Below are 19495 nucleotides of genomic sequence, written 5' to 3'. Positions count from 1 at the left end.
GGCGACGCCGGACGCTCTCGTCCCGCAGGACGGAACCGATACGGCGGCGCGCACGAATGCCCGCCCGCCGCGCACTGCCTCCCATCCGGACTTTAACCGTCGGTCCAGGAGTTTCACCTGGTCAACCGGCCGCTGGAAGCGGCCGGGTCGCGGACTGTAACCGCCGGTTCGGAATTACACCGACCCCGGAGTGCGCTGCTTCTGGTACAGAGTCAGTGTGCCACGCCCGATCGTCGTCCATACGGGCGAAGGGTGTGCGTTGGCTCACAGGACGTGACTGTGGACTTCTCAACCATCCCGATCTGCTGGACCCTTTGGTCTAGTCCTTTTGGACCCGCAGTCCGGCCCGGCGGTGGTGACGACGGCCCTTGCCCGCCGCCGGGCCCCCAACTCCCGGGCAGCGGCGCTCTGGCAGGGTGGTGCCCATGAGCAGCGCGATCGCCGACGAGTTCGAGACGCACCGCCCGCGGCTGTTCGGTCTCGCCTACCGCATGCTGGGCTCGGCGGACGAGGCCGAGGACGCGGTCCAGGACGCCTATCTGCGCTTCAGCGGGGCTGATCGTACGGGCATCGAGCACCCGGCGGCCTGGCTCGCCAAGGTCGTCACCAACCTCTGTCTCACCCGGCTGACCTCGGCGCGCGCCCGGCGCGAGAGCTACGTCGGGGTCTGGCTGCCGGAGCCGGTGGTCACCTCGGGCGGGACGCTCGGCCCGCTGGAGTCGGCGGAGCAGCGCGAGGCGGTGTCGCTCGCGATGCTGGTCCTGCTGGAGCGGCTCGGTCCGACCGAGCGCGCGGTGTACGTGCTGCGCGAGGCCTTCGGCTACGGCCACCGCGAGATCGCCGAGGCGCTCGACCTGACGGAGGCCAACTCCCGCCAGCTGCACCGGCGGGCGGTGCAGCGGGTGAGCGAGGAGCGGGCCCGGTTCGAGCCGGCGCCCGAGCAGCAGGAGGAGCTCGTCACCTCCTTCATCACGGCGGCGCGAGACGGTGATCTGGCGAGCCTGGAGAAGCTGCTGACGGCGGACGTGACCTTCTCCAGCGACGGCGGCGGCAAGGTCCGCGCGGCGCTGCGCGCGGTGGAGGGGCCCGACAAGGTGGCGCGGCTCGTGGTGGGTATCGTCCAGCGGTACCTCTCCGGGCTCTCCTTGACCACGCTCGAGGTCAACGGCGCCCAGGGGGTGGCCGTATGGGACGGCGACCTGCTCTTCGGCCTGGTCGCGTTCGAGATGCGGGACGGGCTGACCTCCCACGTGCGGACCGTACTGAACCCGGACAAGCTGGTCTTCGCGCAGCGTCAGCTGAGACAGGGCTGAGGCGCGGAAGAGGCATGGACGGGCCGTGGGTGAGGCGCGGTTGAGGCAGTCGTAGCGGGTTGTCACATCGGGCACCGGCTGCTCGGTCTCAGTTGCCGAAGGGTGTTCCGTCCGGGAGCGCCCGGCGTCGAAGGAGCTGAACAGCATGACCACGATCCTGGTGACCGGCGGCACCGGTACCCTCGGCCGGCTCGTCACCGAGCGGTTGCGTGCGGACGGTCACGAGGTGCGGGTGCTCAGCCGGCACACCCCGCCGTACGCCGTCGACCTGCGCAAGGGCGGTGCCGGGCTGGACGCCGCGGTCGACGGCGTGGACACGGTCGTGCACTGCGCGACCACGCAGACCGGCGGTGACGAGAAGGCCGCGCGGAACCTGGTGGAGGCGGCGCGACGGGCGGGTGTACGGCATCTGGTCTACATCTCGATCGTCGGCGTCGACGAGGTGCCGCTCGGCTACTACAAGGCCAAGCTCGCGGTGGAGAAGCTGATCGAGGAGTCGGGCATCGGCTGGACGGTGCTGCGCGCGACGCAGTTCCACGATCTGCCCGTGATGATCTTCCGGGCGCTGGCCAAGCTGCCGGTCCTGCTGCTGCCGGCCGGGGTGCGGGACCAGCCGGTCGAGGTGGCCGAAGTGGCGCAGCGGCTGGCCGAGTTGGCGGGTCAGGCGCCCGCCGGGCGCGTCCAGGACATGGGCGGCCCCGAGATCCGTACCTTGGAGTCCCTGGCCCGCGCCTGGCTCAAGTCGACGGGTCGCCGTCGCGCGATCCTCAACGTGCCGCTGTGGGGCAGGACGTACCGCGCCGTCCGCCAGGGGGGACATCTGGCGCCGGAGCAGGCGACGGGGAAGGGGACGTTCGAGGAGTATCTGCGGAGGGTGTGAGACGGCGGGTGTGAGGCGGCGGGGCCGCAGTTTTCAGTGCCCTCAGGCGAGTTCGAGGGGCACCGGGCCCGCAGAACCCCCGGAGGGAACTACCGTTCCGGAGGCGCGAACAGTTCGTCCTGGGCCTGGTCCCGCGCCGTGAGCAGGGCGCCGCGCAGAACGGCGGCGCCGCCGAGCGTACTCGGGCGGACCTCGGTGGCCAGCGGGGACATACGGCGAACGCGATCCTCCACACGCCGGGCAAGCTCCTTGCCACCGGCCTGTCCGACCTCACCGCCCAGAACGACACACCCGGGGTCAAGAATCGCCACCACGGAGGCGACACCAACGGCGAGCCGATCGGCGAGGGCATCGAGGAAACGCCCGGCCACCTCGATGCGCGCAGGGTTCTGCGCGGTGCGCTCGCCGCTGGGCGGGTCGGCGTGCCCGCTGCCAGCTGGGCCCGCGTCCTGGTTGCAATCCTGCACGGCGCGCTCGCCGCGAGCCGAGCCCGCGCCCCCGCTGCGAGCGGAGCCGAGGTCCCCTCTGCCGGCCGGACCGGCGTCCGCGCCACGATCCCGCATGGCGCGCTCGCCGCCAGCCGAGCCGTCGCGCTCCCTTCGAGCCCAGCCGACGTCCTCGCCACGATCCTGCACGGCGCGCTCACCGCCAACTGAGCTCGCGTCCCCGCTGCGAGCAGAGCTGGCCTCCCCCATGCCGGCCGGACCGGCGTCCTCGCCACCACCCTGCGCCGCACGCCCACCGCCGACCGAGCCGGCATCTTCGCTGCGAACCGAGCCGACGTCCCCCCTGCCGAGCGAGCCGGCAGCCTCCCCGCGCCCCGGATCCGCCTCAGCACCCCACGCCCCCCGCCCCACCAAGTCCACCGCCGCCCGCACCACCCCCGCCGCGGCCGGCCTCTCCGCCGCGTCCTCGGCCGTCAACCCGTACTCCCCCGCCAGCTCCACGATCGCCGCCGATCCCGCCAGGGAGTGGAAGCCTCCGGCGCAGTCCGTCGCGGAGGGTAGTCCGATGGTTCCTGGTACCGGCAGGAAGCCGATCTCGCCGGTGCCGCCTGAGGCGCCGCGGCGTAGGGCGCCGTCCAGGACCACTGCTGCGCCGGTGCCGTGGCTGAGCCAGAGGAGGACGAAGGTGTCGCGGTCGTGGGCGGCGCCGTCGCGCTGTTCGGCGAGTGCCGCGAGGTTGGCCTCGTTGCCGACATCGACGCGTGCCTCGGGGAACCGGTCCTGGACGGCGGCGACGAGACGGCGGTGCCATTCGGGCAGGCCGGAGGAGTCGCGCAGTTCGCCGATGGTCGGGTCGATCAGGCCGGGAGCGCCGATGCCCACGGTGTGCAGGCGCCCCCACGCCCGGCCGGCGTCGCGCGCGGGCGCACCCGTCGCCCCGGCCTCCTTCGCCGCGCCTTCGACCAGCGCGACCGCCTGCTCCACCACCGGCCCCGTACCCGTGTCCCCGCCGATCGGCACGGACGCCTCGGCGAGCACCCGGCCCACCAGGTCGGTCACCACCACGCGCACGCTCTCGGTGCGCACGTCCAGCGCGGCCAGATGCGCGCGGTCGGCGACGATCCCGTACAGCTTGGCGTTCGGCCCGCGCCGCTGCTCCCCCGCCTCCCCGACCACGGTGATCAGCCCGGAGACGGTCAGGCGTTCCACGAGGTCGGCGACGGTCGGTCTGGACAGTCCGGTCAGCTGCTTCAACTGCCCTGCCGTGAGCGGGCCTTCCTCCTGGAGCAGGCGCAGGGCGAGCCGGTCGTTGATGGCCCGGGCGGTGCTCGGAGATGCAGGCATGCCGGGATCCTTCCAGATCGGCGGGGCCGCACCGCACGAGGTCCGTGCGGTCGCACGGCCGGGAAAGCCCTATCTATCAGGCAGGGTTCCTGATAGTTTACCGGGCGCTGGTGGGGAACCCTGGAGACGGTGAGACCGGGAGGGGCCGGAGGATGAGCGACGTGGTCCGCGACCTGCGCGAGGTGAGGCGTGCCCGGTACGCGGTGGCCGCCGTGTTCGCCGTGCACGGAGCCGTCACGGGCTCCTTCGCGACCCGGGTGCCCTGGGTCCAGGACCATGCCTCGCTCAGCGCGGGACAGCTCGGCTTCGCCCTCGCCTTCACGGCGTTCGGTGCCTCCTGCTCGATGCCCCTGGCCGGCCGGATCAGTCACCGCTTCGGCAGCCGTGCGGCGCTGCGCGGACTGATCGCGCTGTGGACGCTGTCCCTGATCCTTCCGTCGCTCGCGCCGAACCTGTACACCCTGTGCCTGGCGATGTTCGTCTACGGCGCGAGCGCGGGCATGGCCGACGTCGCCATGAACGCGCTGGGTGTCGAGGTGGAGCGGCTGCTCGACAAGTCGATCATGTCCGGGCTGCACGGCATGTGGAGCGCGGGCGCCCTGATCGGTTCGGCGGCCGGCACGCTCGCCGCGCACCTCGGCGCGGACGCGCGCGTGCACTTCGCGCTGGCCGCGGCGACGCTCACGCTCCTCGGCATGCTGGCCTGCCGCTGGGTGCTCGACCTGCAGCCCGCCGAGGACGAGGAGCCGCCGCCGAGGTTCGCGTTGCCGCCCAAGTCCGCGCTGCTGATCGGCGCGGTCGGCTTCTGCGCGGTGTTCGCGGAGGGCGCGAGCCTGGACTGGTCGGCGGTCTATCTGCGCGACCGGCTGGAGACCTCGGCGGGTCTGGCGGCCGCCTGCACCACCGGGTTCATGCTCACCATGGCGGTGGCCCGGCTGGTGGGCGACGCGGTGGTCAACCGGTTCGGCGCGGTCCGTACGGTCCGGGCCGGCGGGGCCCTCGCCGTCGTGGGCGGAGTGCTGATCGTCCTCGCCGGTCATCCGGTGGTGGCGATGAGCGGGTTCGCGCTGATGGGCCTCGGCATCGCCGTGGTCGTGCCGTTGTGCTTCGCGGCGGCCGGGCACAGCGGGCCCAACCCGAGCCAGGCCATCGCGGGCGTCGCGACCATCACGTACACCTCCGGCCTGATCGCACCGAGCCTGATCGGCGGCGTCGCCCAGGCGACGAACCTGATGATCTCCTTCGTCCTGGTGACAGTCCTGGCCTGCGGCCTCGCGGCCTTCGCGGGAGTCCTCCGGTCCGGCGAACGCAACCGCACCCAGGTCGCCCACCCCAGCACACCCGTTCCCGACCCGCGGCCCTGAAGGGTTCGCGAAGCGGGGAGGGGTTCCCGGGCGCCGGGAGCAAGCGGTGGGGGACGCTCACTCCTCGGCGGGCGCCCGGGAACCCCGGTCGGGGGGCCGGTCAGCCTGCTATCGAGTCCAACTGCTCGGCCGCCGGCCGCAGCTCCCAGAGGTCGCCGCCGGGCGGTGTCTCCAGCTTCGGGACGGCTTGGCGTGCCGCCCTGTCCCCGGCGTCCGCCGCCGCGTGGACGACGTCGCTCGCCGCGAAGCGGTGGAACTCCAGCTCCGGATACGGCCATGGGGCGGCGCCGGTCGCGGCGGGCAGCAGGAAGTCCACGGCCTTGAACAGGCCCTGACCGTCCGGCCCTTGATAGGCCCACAGGTTCACGCCGACGTGCCGACCGATGGCGGCGAGCCGGGTGTAGGCCACCAGGTCGAAGGTGGAGTAGTGCCAGCTCCGCGTCCGCGCGAGCTCCTGCGGCTGGCTGCCGTCGCCCGCGATCTGCGGGTCGATCCGCTGCGCCCGAGCGTCCAGCACGGTCCGGCGGGCCAGCGCCCGGTCGCCGGTCGCGTACGCGAGGGCGGCGAGCTGCATGTCGTAGAAGGTGCCGTGGTTGTTGTCCGCCGCGCCCTCCTGCTTGCCGAAGTCGCTGTTCTTCAGCCAGTCCAGGAAGTCGGTGTTCCACTTCGTCATCCCGGCGCGGTCGTCCTTCGTCCAGCCGGGGGCAGCCGTGCCGAGGACCGCGAGGGCGTCGACCACGGCGGTGTACGACTGCGAGAAGTCGATGATGCCGATGGCGCGGCCGTCGTACTTGCAGGGGATGAACTGCGCGTGGTTCAGGTCGGGGTTCATGCGCGTGGCCGGGTCGAGGAACCAGGTGCGCAGGATCTGCCCGGCCTTCTCGGCGTACTGCCGCTCGCCCGTGTAGTACCAGGCCAGTGCGAGGTCGTACGACGAGTCGAAGACCTTCTCGACGTCCTGGCGGTCGGTGCCCGAGTCGACCTCGGGGTTGCGCTGTCCGTCCCGCTGAACGTACGGGCAGCCCCAGGGGTTGTCGGCGGTCGGGGTGGTGGTGGGCCACCAGTAGGGGGCCTGGCTCAGATAGTCGTGGACGTCGCCGCCGGGTGCCGGTTTCGGCTTGTCGACGACCGTCCAGGGACCCTGGTCCAGCCAGGTGTCGGCGCGCGCCGTCAAGTTCCGCAGGGCGCGGCGCAGTTGTGGATCACCGCGGTCCAGACGGAGCTTGGTCTGCTGCAGCCGGGCACCGTCGAGCACGGCGGTGTCGGGGACCCTGGGCGCCGCGTGCGCGGAGGGGACGAGGCCCGCTCCGAGGGTCAGCACCGCGGCCAGCAGGACGGCGGCACGGGATCTTCCACTCATCTGGCACTCCGATCAGCCGAACGTGGCGTTCATATAAGTGAATACAGTTCATGATGAGGACCGTGCGAGCGTAGGACGTCCTGGTAACCGTGACAATGGTCCGGACACTCTTCACGTACACGGAAATGCGTGGAGAGAACTCGTACAGAGATCTCGTACAGAAAGCGAACTCACCATGGACCTCGGCGTGCGCTGGAAGCTGCACGGAGACGGGCGCACGCCCGCGCCCGGAGCGGTGGTACGCCCGGACGAACGGCTCTCGTGGCCCCGCACGGCGGGCCTCGGCGCGCAGCACGTGGTGGCCATGTTCGGCGCGTCCTTCGTGGCACCGGTCCTGATGGGCCTCGACCCCAACCTCGCGATCATGATGTCCGGCGTCGCGACCATGATCTTCCTGGTCGCCACCCGCGGCCGGGTGCCCAGCTATCTGGGCTGCTCACTGTCGTTCGTGGGCGTGGCCGCGGTGATCCGCGCCCAGGGCGGTACGAGCGCCACGGTGACCGGCGCGGTCCTGGTCGTCGCCGTCGCGCTGTTCCTGGTGGGCCTCGCCGTGCAGCGCTTCGGTGCGCGGATCATCCACGCGGCGATGCCGCCGATCGTCACCGGCGCGGTCGTCATGCTGATCGGCTTCAACCTCGCGCCGGTCACCGCTTCCACGTACTGGCCGCAGGACCAGTGGACCGCCCTGCTGGTCATGCTCTTCACCGGTCTCGCCGTCGTCTGCCTTCGTGGTTTCTGGTCCCGGATCGCCATCTTCCTCGGCCTGGTCTTCGGCTACGGCATCTCCTGGGCCTTCGACCGGATCTTCGGCCGTATCCACTCCGCCGACGCGAGCGGCAGGGTCACCGACCACTGGCGGCTCGACCTGTCGGGTGTCGGCAAGGCCGACTGGATCGGTCTGCCCTCCTTCCACGGGCCGTCGTTCCACTGGTCGGCGATCCTGGTCGCGCTGCCCGTGGTCATCGCCCTGGTCGCCGAGAACGCCGGGCACGTCAAGGCAGTCGGCGAGATGACCGGCGACCCGCTGGACGACCGGCTCGGCACGGCGATCGCCGCCGACGGCATCGGCTCGGTGCTCTCCACCGCGGTCGGCGGCCCGCCCACCACCACCTACTCCGAGAACATCGGCGTGATGGCCGCGACCCGCGTCTACTCGACCGCCGCCTACTGGGCCGCCGCCTGCTTCGCCCTCCTCTTCGGCCTGTGCCCGAAGTTCGGCGCGGTCGTGGCCGCGATCCCGGGCGGCGTCCTCGGCGGCATCACCGTCATCCTCTACGGCATGATCGGCCTGCTCGGCGCGCAGATCTGGACCAACGCCCGGGTGGACCTGCGCAATCCGCTCAACCTGGTACCGGCCGCGGCGGGCATCATCATCGGCGTGGGCAACGTCAGCATGAAGTTCACCGACACCTTCTCGCTCAGCGGCATCGCGCTCGGCACCGTCGTCGTCATCACCGGCTACCACGCGCTGCGAGCGTTCGCACCGGCCCATCTCAAGCAGCAGCAACCGCTGCTCGACGAGGGCACGTCCACCTACGGCGAGGCCAAGTCGTAGGCGTACGACGCGCTGAACGTGCCGGGCGAGCCCTTGCAGCCGTCCGACTCCCCCGGCAGCTTCACCCACAGATATCCGTCGATGCGGGCCTCGCCGGTGCTGAGCGTGGGCGGCCGGCCGATCCTGCGGCCCGCGGGGTCGCACCACTCGCCGTCGGCCGGGGCGCCGTTGCCGTTGCGGCTGGTGTCGATGACGGCGCCCAGGTCGGCGGGGCCGCCGAGGGCCGCGAGGACCCGCCGGTCGTAGGCGATCTCGTCGGCCGTGGTGTGGAAGTTGGAGACGTTGCTGAAGATGCCGTCGGAGGAGGCGGGCGAGGCGGCGCCTGCCTGCTTCAGCAGCGACGCCTGCCGGGCGGCCGGGTTCCAGTCGGAGTGGCCCGCGTCGTAGTAGACCCGGGCCCTGGGGTCGGCGGCCTTCAGGGTGCGGCCCGCGCGGGCCAGCGAGGCGAATCGGGCGCCGCGGTCGCTCTCGGAGAGGCAGTCTGCCTGGGCGATCGAGTCGGGTTCGAGGATGACGACGACCTCGCCGGAGCCGAGCCCTAAGGCGAACTTCTCGATCCAGGCGTCGTAGGCGGCGAGGTCGGGCGCCCCGCCCTCGGAGGCGCCGCCGCAGTCCCGGCCCGGTATCGCGTACGCCACCACGACCGGAACCCGGCCCTGCGCCGCGGCACCGGAGGTGACCGCGCGGACCCGGGAGGCGATGGTCGAGGGGGTGAAGTCGGCGAACCACACCGCGGCCGGCCGGTCCGCGATACGGGACTTGATGACCGCGGTGCGCGGGTCGCCCGGGTGGGCGCGGACCCAGTCGAGCACCTGGGAGTCGGGGTGGCGGTACAGGCCGGTGGCGGCGGGGGCCGTGTGCGGCTTCCTCGCGGGCCTGGTCGCGGACGGAGCGAGAGTCGCCGTGCGCTTCGAACCGGCTGAGGGCGAGGCGGAGTTCACCGACGGGGACGGCACCACCGGCAGCTGCTCGAGACGCAGCGAGCCGGTCACCTCGGGCCTCGCCTCGTCTGCGCCCCGGCCGTCACCGAGCGCACTGATCAAGCCGGCCGCGGTGCCGACAGCGACGACGACCGAGGCCGCCGCGACCATGACGCCCCGCCGGGCGGCGCGGCGGCGCCCGGCCCTGTGTGCGGCCGACCGCTGGGCTCGTGGGCCTGCCACGGTGCTGCTCCCCCTCCCCCGGCGGCGGATGCGTTCCCCCGATCCGGGGAAGCGTCGGACCTGCCGCCACCGCGGTCAGCCTAGGACTGGGATTCTTCCCCCATGGCGCAATTGGAACAGTTCACCACATCCGTAGACGCGGTCGTCTCCCGTATGCGCGCCCTCGACGCGACCCTTCCCGCACGGGACGGGGTCGCCGTCTTCAACCGCGTGTACCTCGTCGTCACCGAGGCGGTGGACCGGCGCATCGACGCCGGACGGTTCCCGGACGCGCGGGCCGCGGCCACGCTGGACGTGCGGTTCGCGGAGCGCTATCTCGCGGCCGTCGACACGGTGGCGGACGGGCGGCGCGCGCCCGCCTGCTGGCGGCCCCTGTTCCAGTTCCGCCGCCATCCCGGCGTACGTCCCCTGCAGTTCGCGCTTGCGGGCATCAACGCGCACATCGGCCACGACCTGGCGCTCGCCGTCGTGGACAGCTGTCGTACGTTGAGGTGCGAACCGGCCGACCTGGAGGACGAGTTCGACCGCGTGGGCGATCTCCTCGTCTCGCTGGAGGAGCGCATCCGCGACGATCTGATGCCGGGCCCCGATCTGCTGCGGATCGCCGACCCGCTCACCCATCTGCTCGGCTCCTGGAGCCTGGAGCGCGCCCGGGACGCCAGTTGGTCGGCGGCGCGGGCGCTCTGGGCGCTGCGCCGACTACCCGACGTGGCAGAGGAGTTCACCGAGCGCCTGGACGCGGCCGTCGGCTTCGCGGGCCGCATGCTGCTCACCCCGCTCGGGGACTGATCCCGCAACTCCCGCATCGACGTTGTACGTTCGACACCGCTGGACCTTCCGCAAAGGAGCACAGGCATGGCGGTCGCGCTCGGACTCGGGCTACCCCAGACCAGGCAGTATCACCTCGGCCGGGACATCCCCGACGTGGCGCGGGCCGCCGAGGCGACCGGCTACGAGAGCCTGTGGGTGTTCGAACGGATTCTGTTCCCCGAGCCGGCCCGCCAGGGCCTGTACGGCGTGGAGGGCCTCCCCTGGCCGGACCACTACCGAGGCGCCGCCGACCCGCTGGTCACGCTGACACTGGCGGCCGCGGCCACGCAGCGGGCCCGGCTCGGCACCAGCGTCCTGGTGGCCCCGCTGCACGGGCCGTTCCAGCTGGCCAGGACGCTCGGCACGCTGGACGCGGCGAGCGGCGGTCGGGTCGTCGCGGGCCTCGGCACGGGCTGGTCGCACGACGAGTACGCGGCCGCCTCGGCGCGCCCCTTCGAGGAGCGCGGCCGGGCCCTCGACGAGGTGATCGAGGTGTGCCGGGCGGTGTGGGGCCCCGACCCGGTGTCGTACGACGGCCACCTCACGCGCATCGCCCCCGCGGTGGTCGGCCCCAAGCCCGCCCGGCCGATCCCGATTCTGCTGGCCGCCTCCGGCAAAAGGGCGATGATCCGGCTCGTCGACCGCGCGGACGGCTGGCTGCCCGTGGCCTCGGGCGTCGAGCAACTGCTCGCGCAGCGGCGCCAGTTGGAGGACCTGGCCGCCGAGCGCGGCCGCACCCGCCCGATCCGCACGGTACTGCGCGCCAGCGCCCGCCACTCCACGCACCCCCACGAGGGCACCGCCCGCCGCCCCCTCCACGGCACCGTGGACCAGATCGTCGAAGACCTGGCCGCCTACGCCGCCACCGACCCGGACGAGATCATCATCGACCTCCAGAGCACCCTGCGCGACGCCCGAGAACTCCAGGACGTAGCAGCGGAGGTGTACGAAAAGGCACGCGCCGCAGGGATCTAATCCTCCGGGTCCGAGCAGCGCCCCAAAGGGGCGCGGGGAACTGCGCGACCAGCCACGAGGGCGCCGCAGTGGACAAACCGCGGCCCCACAAAGACACTCAGTCCTCAGGCAACTCCACCGGCGCGATCTCGTCATACAGATCCCCCGGCCCGGGGTTGCTCGCATCGGTCCCCCCACCGAAGTGGTGCATGACCCCCCACACCGCGTTCAGCGCCGTCTGGACGGCACCCTCCGCCCAGCCGGCCGTCCAGGAGATGTCGTCGCCCGCGAGAAAGATCCCCCGCTTGTCCTCGGGCAGCCGGTCCTGCATGAAGTGCGTGAACAGGCGGCGCTGGTAGCGGTAGTGGCCGGGCAGGTTGGCCTTGAACGCGCCCATGAAGTACGGCTCGTTCTCCCAGGAGACGGTCACCGGACTGCCGATGACGTGCTTCCTGATGTCGACCTTCGGATAGATCTCCCCGAGCGACTTCAGCATGACCTCCATCCGCTCGTTCGCGGACAGCGGCAGCCACTTCAGGCTGTCGTCGCACCAGGTGTAGGAGAGGCAGATGACGGCGGGCTTGTCCGGACCGTCGTCGAGGAGGTAAGTCCCGCGCGTCATGCGGTCGGTGAGCGTCATCGACATGACGTCACGACCGGTGTCCTCGTCCTTGTCCAGCCAGAACGGCCGGTCGACGGGCACGAACAGCTTCGAGGACTCCATGTAGTGGGTGCGCTCGATCGCGGTCCAGTGGTCGATCGGGAAGAGCGAGTCGTCGCAGGCAATCTTGGAGAGCAGCATCCAGGACTGCGCGGTGAAGACGGCGGCCCGGTAGGTGCGGATGTCGCCGTCCGCGTCGGTCACGGTGATCCGGTTGCCGGCGGTGCGGGTGAGGCGGGTGACGGCCGGGCGGGGTTCGCCGCCGACGTGCAGGGACTTCAGGGACGTCCCGTAGGGCCAGTGCACGATCTTCTCCGGCTCGCGCTCCCACAGCCGCTGCGGCAGTTGCTGGGAGCCGCCGACGATGCCGCGGTGATGGTCGTCGGCCTCGGTGTAGACGACCCGCAGGATCTCCAGGATGGAGTTCGGGAAGTCGGTGTCCCAGCCGCCGGTGCCGAAGCCGACCTGGCCGAAGATCTCGCGGTGGCGGAAGGACCTGAAGGACTCGGAGTCGCAGAGGAAGCCGTAGAAGGTCTGGTTGTCGAGCTTCTCGACGAGCCTCGCCCAGATCTCGCGGATGCGCGGCACGTCGCGCTCACGGATGGCGCGGTTCATGTCGGAGAAGTCGGCGCCCTCTTCGAGGCACTTGTTCCAGGCGTCGGCGACATCGCGGTAGACCTGCGGCAGGTCGTCGATCGTCTCGGCGTAGTGGGACTCGCCCTTGAGGTCGACGACGGTCGAAGGCGTCGTCTCCGCAAGGGGGTTGGGGAAGGCCCGGGTCTCGAGGCCCACCAGGTCGATGTAGTGCTGCAGGGCCGTGGAGGACGGCGGGAAGCGCATGGCGCCCATCTCGGCCGTGAGTCCTTCGGTGCCGGCGCCCTCGAAGCCGACCGTCCGCAGCCGTCCGCCGATCTGGTCGGCCTCGTAGACGACGGGCTTCAGGCCCATCTTCATCAGCTCGTACGCGGCCACGATGCCGGACAGACCGCCGCCGACGACCGCGACCTCGGCGCCGTGCTCGGTCGCCGGGATCTGGCCGAGACCCGCGGGGTGGGCGAGGAAGTCGTCGTAGGCGTAGGGGAAGTCCGGGCCGAACATGGTGATCGGCGGCTGCTGCTCGTCTGCGTGCTCGACGGCGTTGGGCACGGTGGACGTCATGGGGTACGGACTCCTTGCGGGGAAAGGCTTGAGCGGTGGCTCGGGGTTTCAGACGAGGGACCCGTACAGGCCGGGGCGGCGGTCCTTCAGGTACGGGTTGGCCTCACGGGAGGAGGCCAGGAAGGCGGGGTCGACGTCTGCGAGGACGAGTTCCTCGCCGCGTCCGGCGCGGGCCCGGGCGACCCCGTCGGGACCGGCCAGCGCGGAGAGCCCGAAGAACTCGAACTCCCCTTCCTGGCCGACCCGGTTGGCGTACGCCACGTACATCTGGTTCTCCCACGCCCGCACCGGGATCATGGACTCGGCGACCAGCTGGAACGGATGCATGTTCGCCGTCGGGACGAGCAGCAGGTCGGTGCCGGCCAGGGCGTGGGCGCGGACGTACTCCGGGAACTCGACGTCGTAGCAGATCATCAGCCCGACGGTCAGTCCGCCCAGCTCGGCCTGGACGACCGGCTGCTCGCCCGGCGTGAAGTGGTCGCGCTCGAAGCCGCCGAAGAGGTGGGCCTTGCGGTGGTTCGCGAGGCGGTCGCCGGTGGCGGAGATCAGCTGGGCGGAGTTGAAGACCGTGCCGCCGTCGCGCTCCGGGTAGCCGTAGGCGATCGCGAGGCCGTGCCGGGCGGCGAGCTCCGCGATCGCGTCCGCGGAGTCGCCGTCGGCCGGCTCGGCGAGGCGGGCGATGTCGTCGCCGATCGCGTACCCGGTCAGGAACATCTCCGGCGCGGTCAGCAGCGCGGCGCCCGCGGCGGCGGCACGGCCCGCGGCGGCGTCGAGGACCTTGAGGTTCTCGGCGACGGAGCCGGGGCGGCCGGAGCTCTGGAGCAGGGCGGTACGCATGCGTGTTCCTCACCGGTACAGGTGCGTGCGGGGGGCAATTAGACGGTACGGTCGCCCCCCGCGGACCGGCAAGAAGGAGCCGTTGCGCGCCCGTGAGCGGTTCATTGCGTCCGAGGCTCCTCGGGCGGCGATTCATTGCGCGCCCCCTGTCCTCGCCTGCCGCCGCTTCGGGGTCGGGTCCGCGATGTTCTGCCGAGCATCAGCAGCACCGCCGTCACCAGGTACGGCACCGCGAACAGCGTGAAGGCGGTGCTGTGCGAGGCCCTGGTCTGCACGGCCGCGTACAGGCCGTAGACCGCGACCGTGGCGAGGTCGCTGCCCAGCCCCGCCACCGAGGTCAGCGTGGCGCGGGCGGTGTCGTCGATGCGCCGCTGCAGACGCACGTCGGCGAGCACGGTCGCCAGCTGGAAGCCGCCGAAGGCGACGGCCACGAGGGCGAGGGCGAGGGGCGTGCGCGCCGCGGCGCCCGCGGCCAGGGCGAGGGCGGCGACCGTCAGGACCGCGGCCAGTCCCGGCGTGCCGAGGCGTTCCCACCGCCCGGCCAGCAGGCTTCCGGCGGTCGCTCCCGCCCAGATCAGCAGGAGCAGATACGGCACCGTCGCCTCGGCCACACCGGTGTCCCGGACCAGCAGGGGCGCGTACTCGTCGAGCGCCTCCCACACGGCCCCGACCGCCGGGACGAGCAGCAGCGCGCCCCGCAGCGACCGGTCACGGCGGGCCCCGGCCAGTCCGTCCCGCAGGGTCGCGGCCCAGCCCTCACCCCCGGCCTCGGGCTTCGGCCGGTCCTCGGGGAACCGGGTCGCCGTCACGGCGCTCGCCAGACAGGCCAGCACGCTCGCCGCTCCCACGGCCGGATAGCCACCCCACGCGAACACCGGCCCGGCCAGCGCCAGGGCCGCCATGATCGCGACATGCCCCGCGGCCCTGGCCCGGCCCATGATCCGGGCGTAGCGCCCGGCCGCGTCGAGCCGCTCCAACTCGTCGTAGACCAGGGCCTCCAGGGCACCGGAGCCGAGCGCTCCGCGCGCGCCCCACAGGAAGAAGCCCAGAGCGAAGGCCCAGTACGAGGGGGTGAGCACCCACAGGGTGAAGCCGGCTGCGGTGAGCAGCGGGCCGAGCCAGAGGAGTACGCGCCGGGAGACGGCGTCGGCCCAGGCGCCGGACGGCACTTCGAGCAGCACACCGGTGAGGGACCAGATCGCGAAGAGGGAGGAGATCTGCCAGACCGAGAGGCCGGTGTCACTGAACAGCAGCGCGTACACCGGGTAGAGCAGGACGAAGTCGTCGAGGAACGCGTAGCCGTACAGCGTGACCGTGAGCCGGCGAACGCCGGCGGTGGCGGTGTCGGGCACACGCGCAGGTGAGAGTGTCATGAGGCCTTCCCGCAGGGACGGATCAGATGCCGGAGGTACGGCGTCCGAGGCGGTCCTCGGGAGGCACGGCTGGTGGATCAATGTCGCCAGGTCATGGCACCGATGATAGGCGGAGCAGGCGCGGGCGGGCGCGGAATTTCGCCGGGCGGTTACGTCGGCGAACCGGACGAGAAGCGACGCAGCAGGGGCGAGAGCACCAGCACGGACTTGGTGCGCTCGACGAACGGCTCCCCGGCGATGCGCTCCAGGACCCGTTCGAAGTGCCGCATGTCGGAGGCGAAGACCTGCACGACGGCGTCCGCGTCGCCGGTGACGGTGGAGGCGGCGACGACCTCCTGGTAGCGCTCCAGGCCCCGGCGGATGGTCTCCGGCGAGGTGTTGTGCCGGCAGTAGATCTCGACGAACCCCTCGGTCTCCCAGCCGAGGGCGCCGGGGTCCACCCGTACGGTGAAGCCGGTGATGGCCCCGGTGGCGCGCAGCCGGTCCACGCGCCGCTTGACGGCGGGCGCGGACAGGCCGACGAGCTGCCCGATGTCCGCGTAGGAGCGGCGGGCGTCCTCGGCGAGGGCGTGCACGATGCGTTCGTCGAGATCGTTCAGCACTGCTGGTCGTTCACTTCTCTTCGGGCGCGGGATGTTCCGGCGCGAGACCTTCTGGTGTGGCGAGGCGGGAGCGGCGGTAGCCGTACCCGAAGTAGAACACGAGCCCGACCGCCATCCAGACCCCGAAGACGACCCAGGTGACCGTGGACAGGCTGCCCATCATCCAGATGCAGAGGGCGAAGCCGACGGCGGGCAGGACGGGCGAGAGCGGGACGCGGAAGGTGCGTGGCATGGCGGGGCGGGTCCGGCGCAGCACGACCACGGCGATGTTGACCAGCGCGAAGGCGAAGAGCGTGCCGATGCTGGTGGCGTCGGCGAGCTGGCCGAGCGGGATCGCGGCGGCGAGGACGCCGCAGAACAGCGAGACGATGACGGTGTTGGCGCGGGGCGCGCCGGTCTTCGGGTGGACCTTCGCGAACACCTTGGGGGCGAGCCCGTCCCGGGCCATCGCGAACAGGATGCGGGTCTGGCCGTAGAGCACGGTCAGCACGACGCTCGCGATGGCGATGACCGCGCAGGCCGCGAGCAGGGTGCCCCAGAAGCTCTGGCCGGTGACCTCGCGCATGATCTGGGCGAGCGCGGCCTCGGAGTCGGAGAACTGCCGCCAGGGCTTGGCGCCGACGGCGACGGCGGCGACGAGGACGTAGAGCGCCGTGACGATGACCAGCGACAGCATGATCGCGCGGGGCAGGTCGCGCTGTGCGTTCTTCGCCTCCTCACCGGCGGTGGAAGCGGCGTCGAAGCCGATGTAGGAGAAGAAGAGCGTGGCACCGGCCGCGCTGACGCCCGCCATGCCCAGCGGCATGAAGTGCGCGTAGTTGCCGGACCTGAAGCCCTGGATGCCGATGGCGCAGAACAGCACCAGCGCGGCGATCTTCACACAGACCATGATCGTGTTGGCGCGGGCGGACTCCTTGGCGCCGCCCAGCAGGAACGCCATGGCCAGCATGACGACGATCAGCGCGGGGAGGTTGAAGATGCCGCCGTCGCCGGGCGGGGCGGACAGGGCGTCGGGGATCGTGACGCCGATGGTGCCGTCGAGCAGTTCGTTGAGGTACTCGCCCCAGCCGACCGCCACCGCCGCGACGGAGACGCCGTACTCCAGGATCAGGCACCAGCCGCAGATCCAGGCGATCAGCTCGCCCATGGTTGCGTATGCATACGAGTACGAGGACCCGGCGACCGGGATCGTGCCCGCCAGCTCGGCGTAGGACAGGGCCGAGAAGAGCGCGGTGAGGCCGGCTATCACGAAGGAGAGGGTGACGGCCGGTCCGGCCTTGGGCACGGCCTGGCCGAGGACCACGAAGATGCCGGTGCCGAGGGTGGCGCCGATGCTGATCATGGTGAGCTGCCACAGCCCGAGGGAGCGCCGCAGGCTCCCTCCCTCGCCCTGACCGCCCTCCGCGACCAGGCGCTCCACCGGCTTGCGGCGCATGAGGCGCGCGCCGACGCCCGGGGACGGCGGGGCGTGGGTGGTGCGGTCGTGCGGGGGTGCGCTGTGGTCGAGCACGCGCTGACTCCTTCGTCACTGCGGTCAGGGCGGCGGGAACCGGCGGCATCCCTGCGTATGCAGGGACCCACCGAGCGGGGTCCCCGCCACGCCACGTACAGCGCATGACCCTACGGGGCCGGGCTTCACGGGCGTAATGCAGCAACCTTGCATGTGCGCGCAAGATCGTTGCGTTCCGTACGGCGGGGGTGCCCATTCGTTGCGGACGGGGATCCGGTCGGGTCAGCTCCAGCTGGCGTGCAGGGGCTGGCCCTCCGCGTAGCCCGCGGCGCTCTGGATGCCGACGACGGCCCGCTCGGCGAACTCCTCGAGGGAGTTGGCGCCGGCGTAGGTGCAGGAGGAGCGGACGCCCGCGATGATCGAGTCGATCAGGTCCTCGACGCCCGGGCGGGCCGGGTCGAGGAACATCCGGGAGGTGGAGATGCCCTCCTCGAACAGCGCCTTGCGGGCGCGGTCGTAGGCCGACTCCTCCGACGTGCGGTTGCGCACCGCGCGCGCCGAGGCCATGCCGAACGACTCCTTGTACAGGCGGCCGTTCGCGTCCTGCTGCAGGTCGCCCGGGGACTCGTAGGTGCCCGCGAACCAGGAGCCGATCATCACGTTGGAGGCACCGGCCGCCAGCGCCATGGCGACGTCGCGCGGGTGGCGGACACCGCCGTCGGCCCACACGTGCTTGCCGTACTTCTTCGCCTCGGCGGCGCATTCGAGGACCGCGGAGAACTGCGGTCGGCCCACGCCGGTCATCATGCGGGTGGTGCACATGGCGCCGGGTCCCACGCCGACCTTGATGATGTCGGCGCCCGCCTCGATCAGATCCCGTACGCCCTCGGCGGCGACGATGTTGCCGGCCACGATCGGGACCTGCGGGTCGAGCGCCCGCACCAGCTTGATCGCGCCGATCATCGACTCCTGGTGGCCGTGCGCCGTGTCGATGACGAGGGTGTCCACGCCCGCGTCGAGCAGCTGCTTGGCCTTGCCCGCGACGTCGCCGTTGATGCCCACGGCGGCGGCGATGCGCAGCTTGCCGTCGGCGTCGACGGCCGGGGTGTACAGCGTGGCGCGCAGGGCGCCCTTGCGGGTGAGGATGCCGGCGAGTCGGCCGTCCGCGTTCACGGCCGGGGCGTAGCGCCGGTTGGCCGCGTCGAGCCGGTTGAAGGCCTCGCGCGGGTCGATGTCGGCGTCCAGGAGCAGCAGGTCGCGCGACATGACGACCTCCAGCTGCGTGAAGCGGTCGACACCGGTCAGGTCCGTGTCGGTGACGACACCGACGGGCCGGCCGTCCTCGTCGACGACGACGCCCGCGTTGTGCGCCCGCTTGGGCAGCAGGGCCAGGGCGTCGGCGACGGTCTGGTGCGGGGAGAGCACGATCGGGGTGTCGAGCACCAGATGGCGGCTCTTGACCCAGCCGACGACCTCGGTGACGACCTCGATCGGGATGTCCTGCGGGATGACCACGAGGCCGCCGCGCCGGGCCATCGTCTCGGCCATGCGGCGACCGGCGATGGCGGTCATGTTGGCGACGACCAGCGGGATCGTGGTGCCCGTGCCGTCCGGGGAGCTGAGGTCCACGCCCAACCGCGAGCCGACCGCACTGCGGCTCGGGACCATGAAGACGTCGTCGTACGTCAGGTCGTACGCGGGCTGGATGTCGTTGAGGAAACGCACGTGCTGCACATCCCAGTCGATCAGAGGTGGCCCCCGGACAGGTCAGCCAGGGGGAAGAGCACGTACTTCATTGTCCCACGGCGACCGGAATGCGATGCCCGGGCAGATCGTCCAGGCAGGTCAGAGCGCTACTTGGAGGATCCTCCGAGGGCCAGCGCCACCGAGAGCGCGGGGGTGCGGTCGGCCGCCTCGGCGAAGACCTCCTGAGCCGTCCCCCACTCCTCGGGGCGCGCCTCGGCGTAGGGCCGCCAGCCGTGCACGACGACCAGCAGCCCCCGCTCGGCCGCGCCCTCGGGCCACAGGCTACGGTCGGAGAGGCTGTCGGCGAGGGCGTCCCAGTTGCGGCCGAACCAGTCGGGCAGCCTGAGGGCACGGGCGCAGCGGTCCATCAGGCCCGCCTTGTCCGTGACCCCGTCGAGGTCCAGCGTGACGACGAGCTCCGTCATCCGTTCTCCGCCCTGAACGTGTCGTGCCTGAACGTGTCGTGGTGAAGCCGCGGC

General features: G+C 71.8%; 16 protein-coding genes and 1 riboswitch. Of the genes, 6 read left to right on the top strand and 10 right to left on the bottom strand.

Annotated elements, in window-relative coordinates; translation table 11 throughout:
* Positions 1-67 precede the first annotated feature (67 nt).
* Positions 68-198: riboswitch (FMN riboswitch) on the bottom strand.
* Positions 199-425: 227 nt separating this feature from the next.
* Together JYK17_RS19125 and JYK17_RS19120 are read left to right on the top strand one after the other, a co-directional pair.
* Positions 426-1313: an RNA polymerase sigma-70 factor gene (locus tag JYK17_RS19125; protein WP_222810870.1), complete on the top strand. Its 888-nt coding sequence runs from the start codon at positions 426-428 to the stop codon at positions 1311-1313.
* A 145-nt stretch (positions 1314-1458) separates the two neighbouring features.
* Positions 1459-2193, top strand: a complete 735-nt coding sequence (locus tag JYK17_RS19120) for an SDR family oxidoreductase (RefSeq protein WP_128803615.1) — start codon at positions 1459-1461, stop codon at positions 2191-2193.
* Between the two features lie 89 nt (positions 2194-2282).
* Here JYK17_RS19120 and JYK17_RS41370 read toward each other — a convergent pair whose 3' ends face one another.
* Complete coding sequence (locus JYK17_RS41370) at positions 2283-3983, bottom strand: ROK family protein (protein ID WP_222810869.1); 1701 nt, start codon at positions 3981-3983, stop codon at positions 2283-2285.
* 152 nt (positions 3984-4135) lie between these two features.
* Between JYK17_RS41370 and JYK17_RS19110 the strand changes: the two genes are divergently transcribed.
* Entirely contained in the window at positions 4136-5347 is a 1212-nt protein-coding gene (locus JYK17_RS19110; RefSeq protein ID WP_108011280.1) for an MFS transporter, read from the top strand.
* 100 nt (positions 5348-5447) lie between these two features.
* Here JYK17_RS19110 and JYK17_RS19105 read toward each other — a convergent pair whose 3' ends face one another.
* Positions 5448-6707, bottom strand: a complete 1260-nt coding sequence (locus JYK17_RS19105) for an alginate lyase family protein (RefSeq protein WP_222810868.1) — start codon at positions 6705-6707, stop codon at positions 5448-5450.
* A gap of 175 nt (positions 6708-6882) precedes the next feature.
* Between JYK17_RS19105 and JYK17_RS19100 the strand changes: the two genes are divergently transcribed.
* Positions 6883-8262: a uracil-xanthine permease family protein gene (locus JYK17_RS19100; RefSeq protein WP_108011285.1), complete on the top strand. Its 1380-nt coding sequence runs from the start codon at positions 6883-6885 to the stop codon at positions 8260-8262.
* On the opposite strand, the gene JYK17_RS19095 is transcribed toward JYK17_RS19100, so the two are convergent.
* The gene (locus tag JYK17_RS19095) at positions 8241-9353 is read right to left on the bottom strand and encodes a glycoside hydrolase family 6 protein (protein WP_222810878.1); all 1113 of its coding nucleotides are present in this window, start codon (positions 9351-9353) and stop codon (positions 8241-8243) included. The two genes, JYK17_RS19100 and JYK17_RS19095, sit on opposite strands and share 22 nt — an antisense overlap.
* A 174-nt stretch (positions 9354-9527) precedes the next feature.
* Here JYK17_RS19095 and JYK17_RS19090 point away from each other — a divergent pair, with 174 nt between their 5' ends.
* Both JYK17_RS19090 and JYK17_RS19085 read left to right on the top strand, forming a co-directional pair.
* Positions 9528-10214: a DUF5995 family protein gene (locus tag JYK17_RS19090; protein WP_108011290.1), complete on the top strand. Its 687-nt coding sequence runs from the start codon at positions 9528-9530 to the stop codon at positions 10212-10214.
* 66 nt (positions 10215-10280) lie between these two features.
* Positions 10281-11210, top strand: coding sequence for an LLM class F420-dependent oxidoreductase (locus JYK17_RS19085; RefSeq protein ID WP_222810867.1), 930 nt, complete (start codon positions 10281-10283; stop codon positions 11208-11210).
* Between the two features lie 97 nt (positions 11211-11307).
* On the opposite strand, the gene JYK17_RS19080 is transcribed toward JYK17_RS19085, so the two are convergent.
* The 7 genes from JYK17_RS19080 to JYK17_RS19050 all read right to left on the bottom strand — a co-directional run bounded on the left by JYK17_RS19080 (position 11308) and on the right by JYK17_RS19050 (position 19441).
* Positions 11308-13008, bottom strand: a complete 1701-nt coding sequence (locus JYK17_RS19080) for a flavin monoamine oxidase family protein (RefSeq protein WP_108011296.1) — start codon at positions 13006-13008, stop codon at positions 11308-11310.
* Between the two features lie 48 nt (positions 13009-13056).
* Positions 13057-13845, bottom strand: a complete 789-nt coding sequence (locus JYK17_RS19075) for a carbon-nitrogen hydrolase family protein (protein ID WP_128803610.1) — start codon at positions 13843-13845, stop codon at positions 13057-13059.
* A gap of 101 nt (positions 13846-13946) precedes the next feature.
* Positions 13947-15218: an MFS transporter gene (locus tag JYK17_RS19070; protein WP_108011302.1), complete on the bottom strand. Its 1272-nt coding sequence runs from the start codon at positions 15216-15218 to the stop codon at positions 13947-13949.
* A gap of 149 nt (positions 15219-15367) precedes the next feature.
* Positions 15368-15820, bottom strand: a complete 453-nt coding sequence (locus tag JYK17_RS19065; RefSeq protein ID WP_108011304.1) for an Lrp/AsnC family transcriptional regulator — start codon at positions 15818-15820, stop codon at positions 15368-15370.
* Between the two features lie 10 nt (positions 15821-15830).
* Positions 15831-17330 (bottom strand): amino acid permease, encoded by a 1500-nt coding sequence (locus JYK17_RS19060; RefSeq protein ID WP_108011307.1) that lies wholly within the window; start codon positions 17328-17330, stop codon positions 15831-15833.
* 222 nt (positions 17331-17552) lie between these two features.
* The gene (locus JYK17_RS19055; protein ID WP_164932404.1) at positions 17553-18995 is read right to left on the bottom strand and encodes a GuaB1 family IMP dehydrogenase-related protein; all 1443 of its coding nucleotides are present in this window, start codon (positions 18993-18995) and stop codon (positions 17553-17555) included.
* Between the two features lie 128 nt (positions 18996-19123).
* Positions 19124-19441 (bottom strand): barstar family protein, encoded by a 318-nt coding sequence (locus JYK17_RS19050; RefSeq protein WP_108011313.1) that lies wholly within the window; start codon positions 19439-19441, stop codon positions 19124-19126.
* Positions 19442-19495 lie beyond the last annotated feature (54 nt).

Origin of the sequence: Streptomyces plumbidurans (genome assembly GCF_019857225.1) — a bacterium.
Classification (GTDB): Bacteria; Actinomycetota; Actinomycetes; order Streptomycetales; family Streptomycetaceae; genus Streptomyces; species Streptomyces plumbidurans.
Note: the sequence above shows the minus strand (reverse complement) of the source record. Positions and strands in the feature narration are given on the sequence as shown.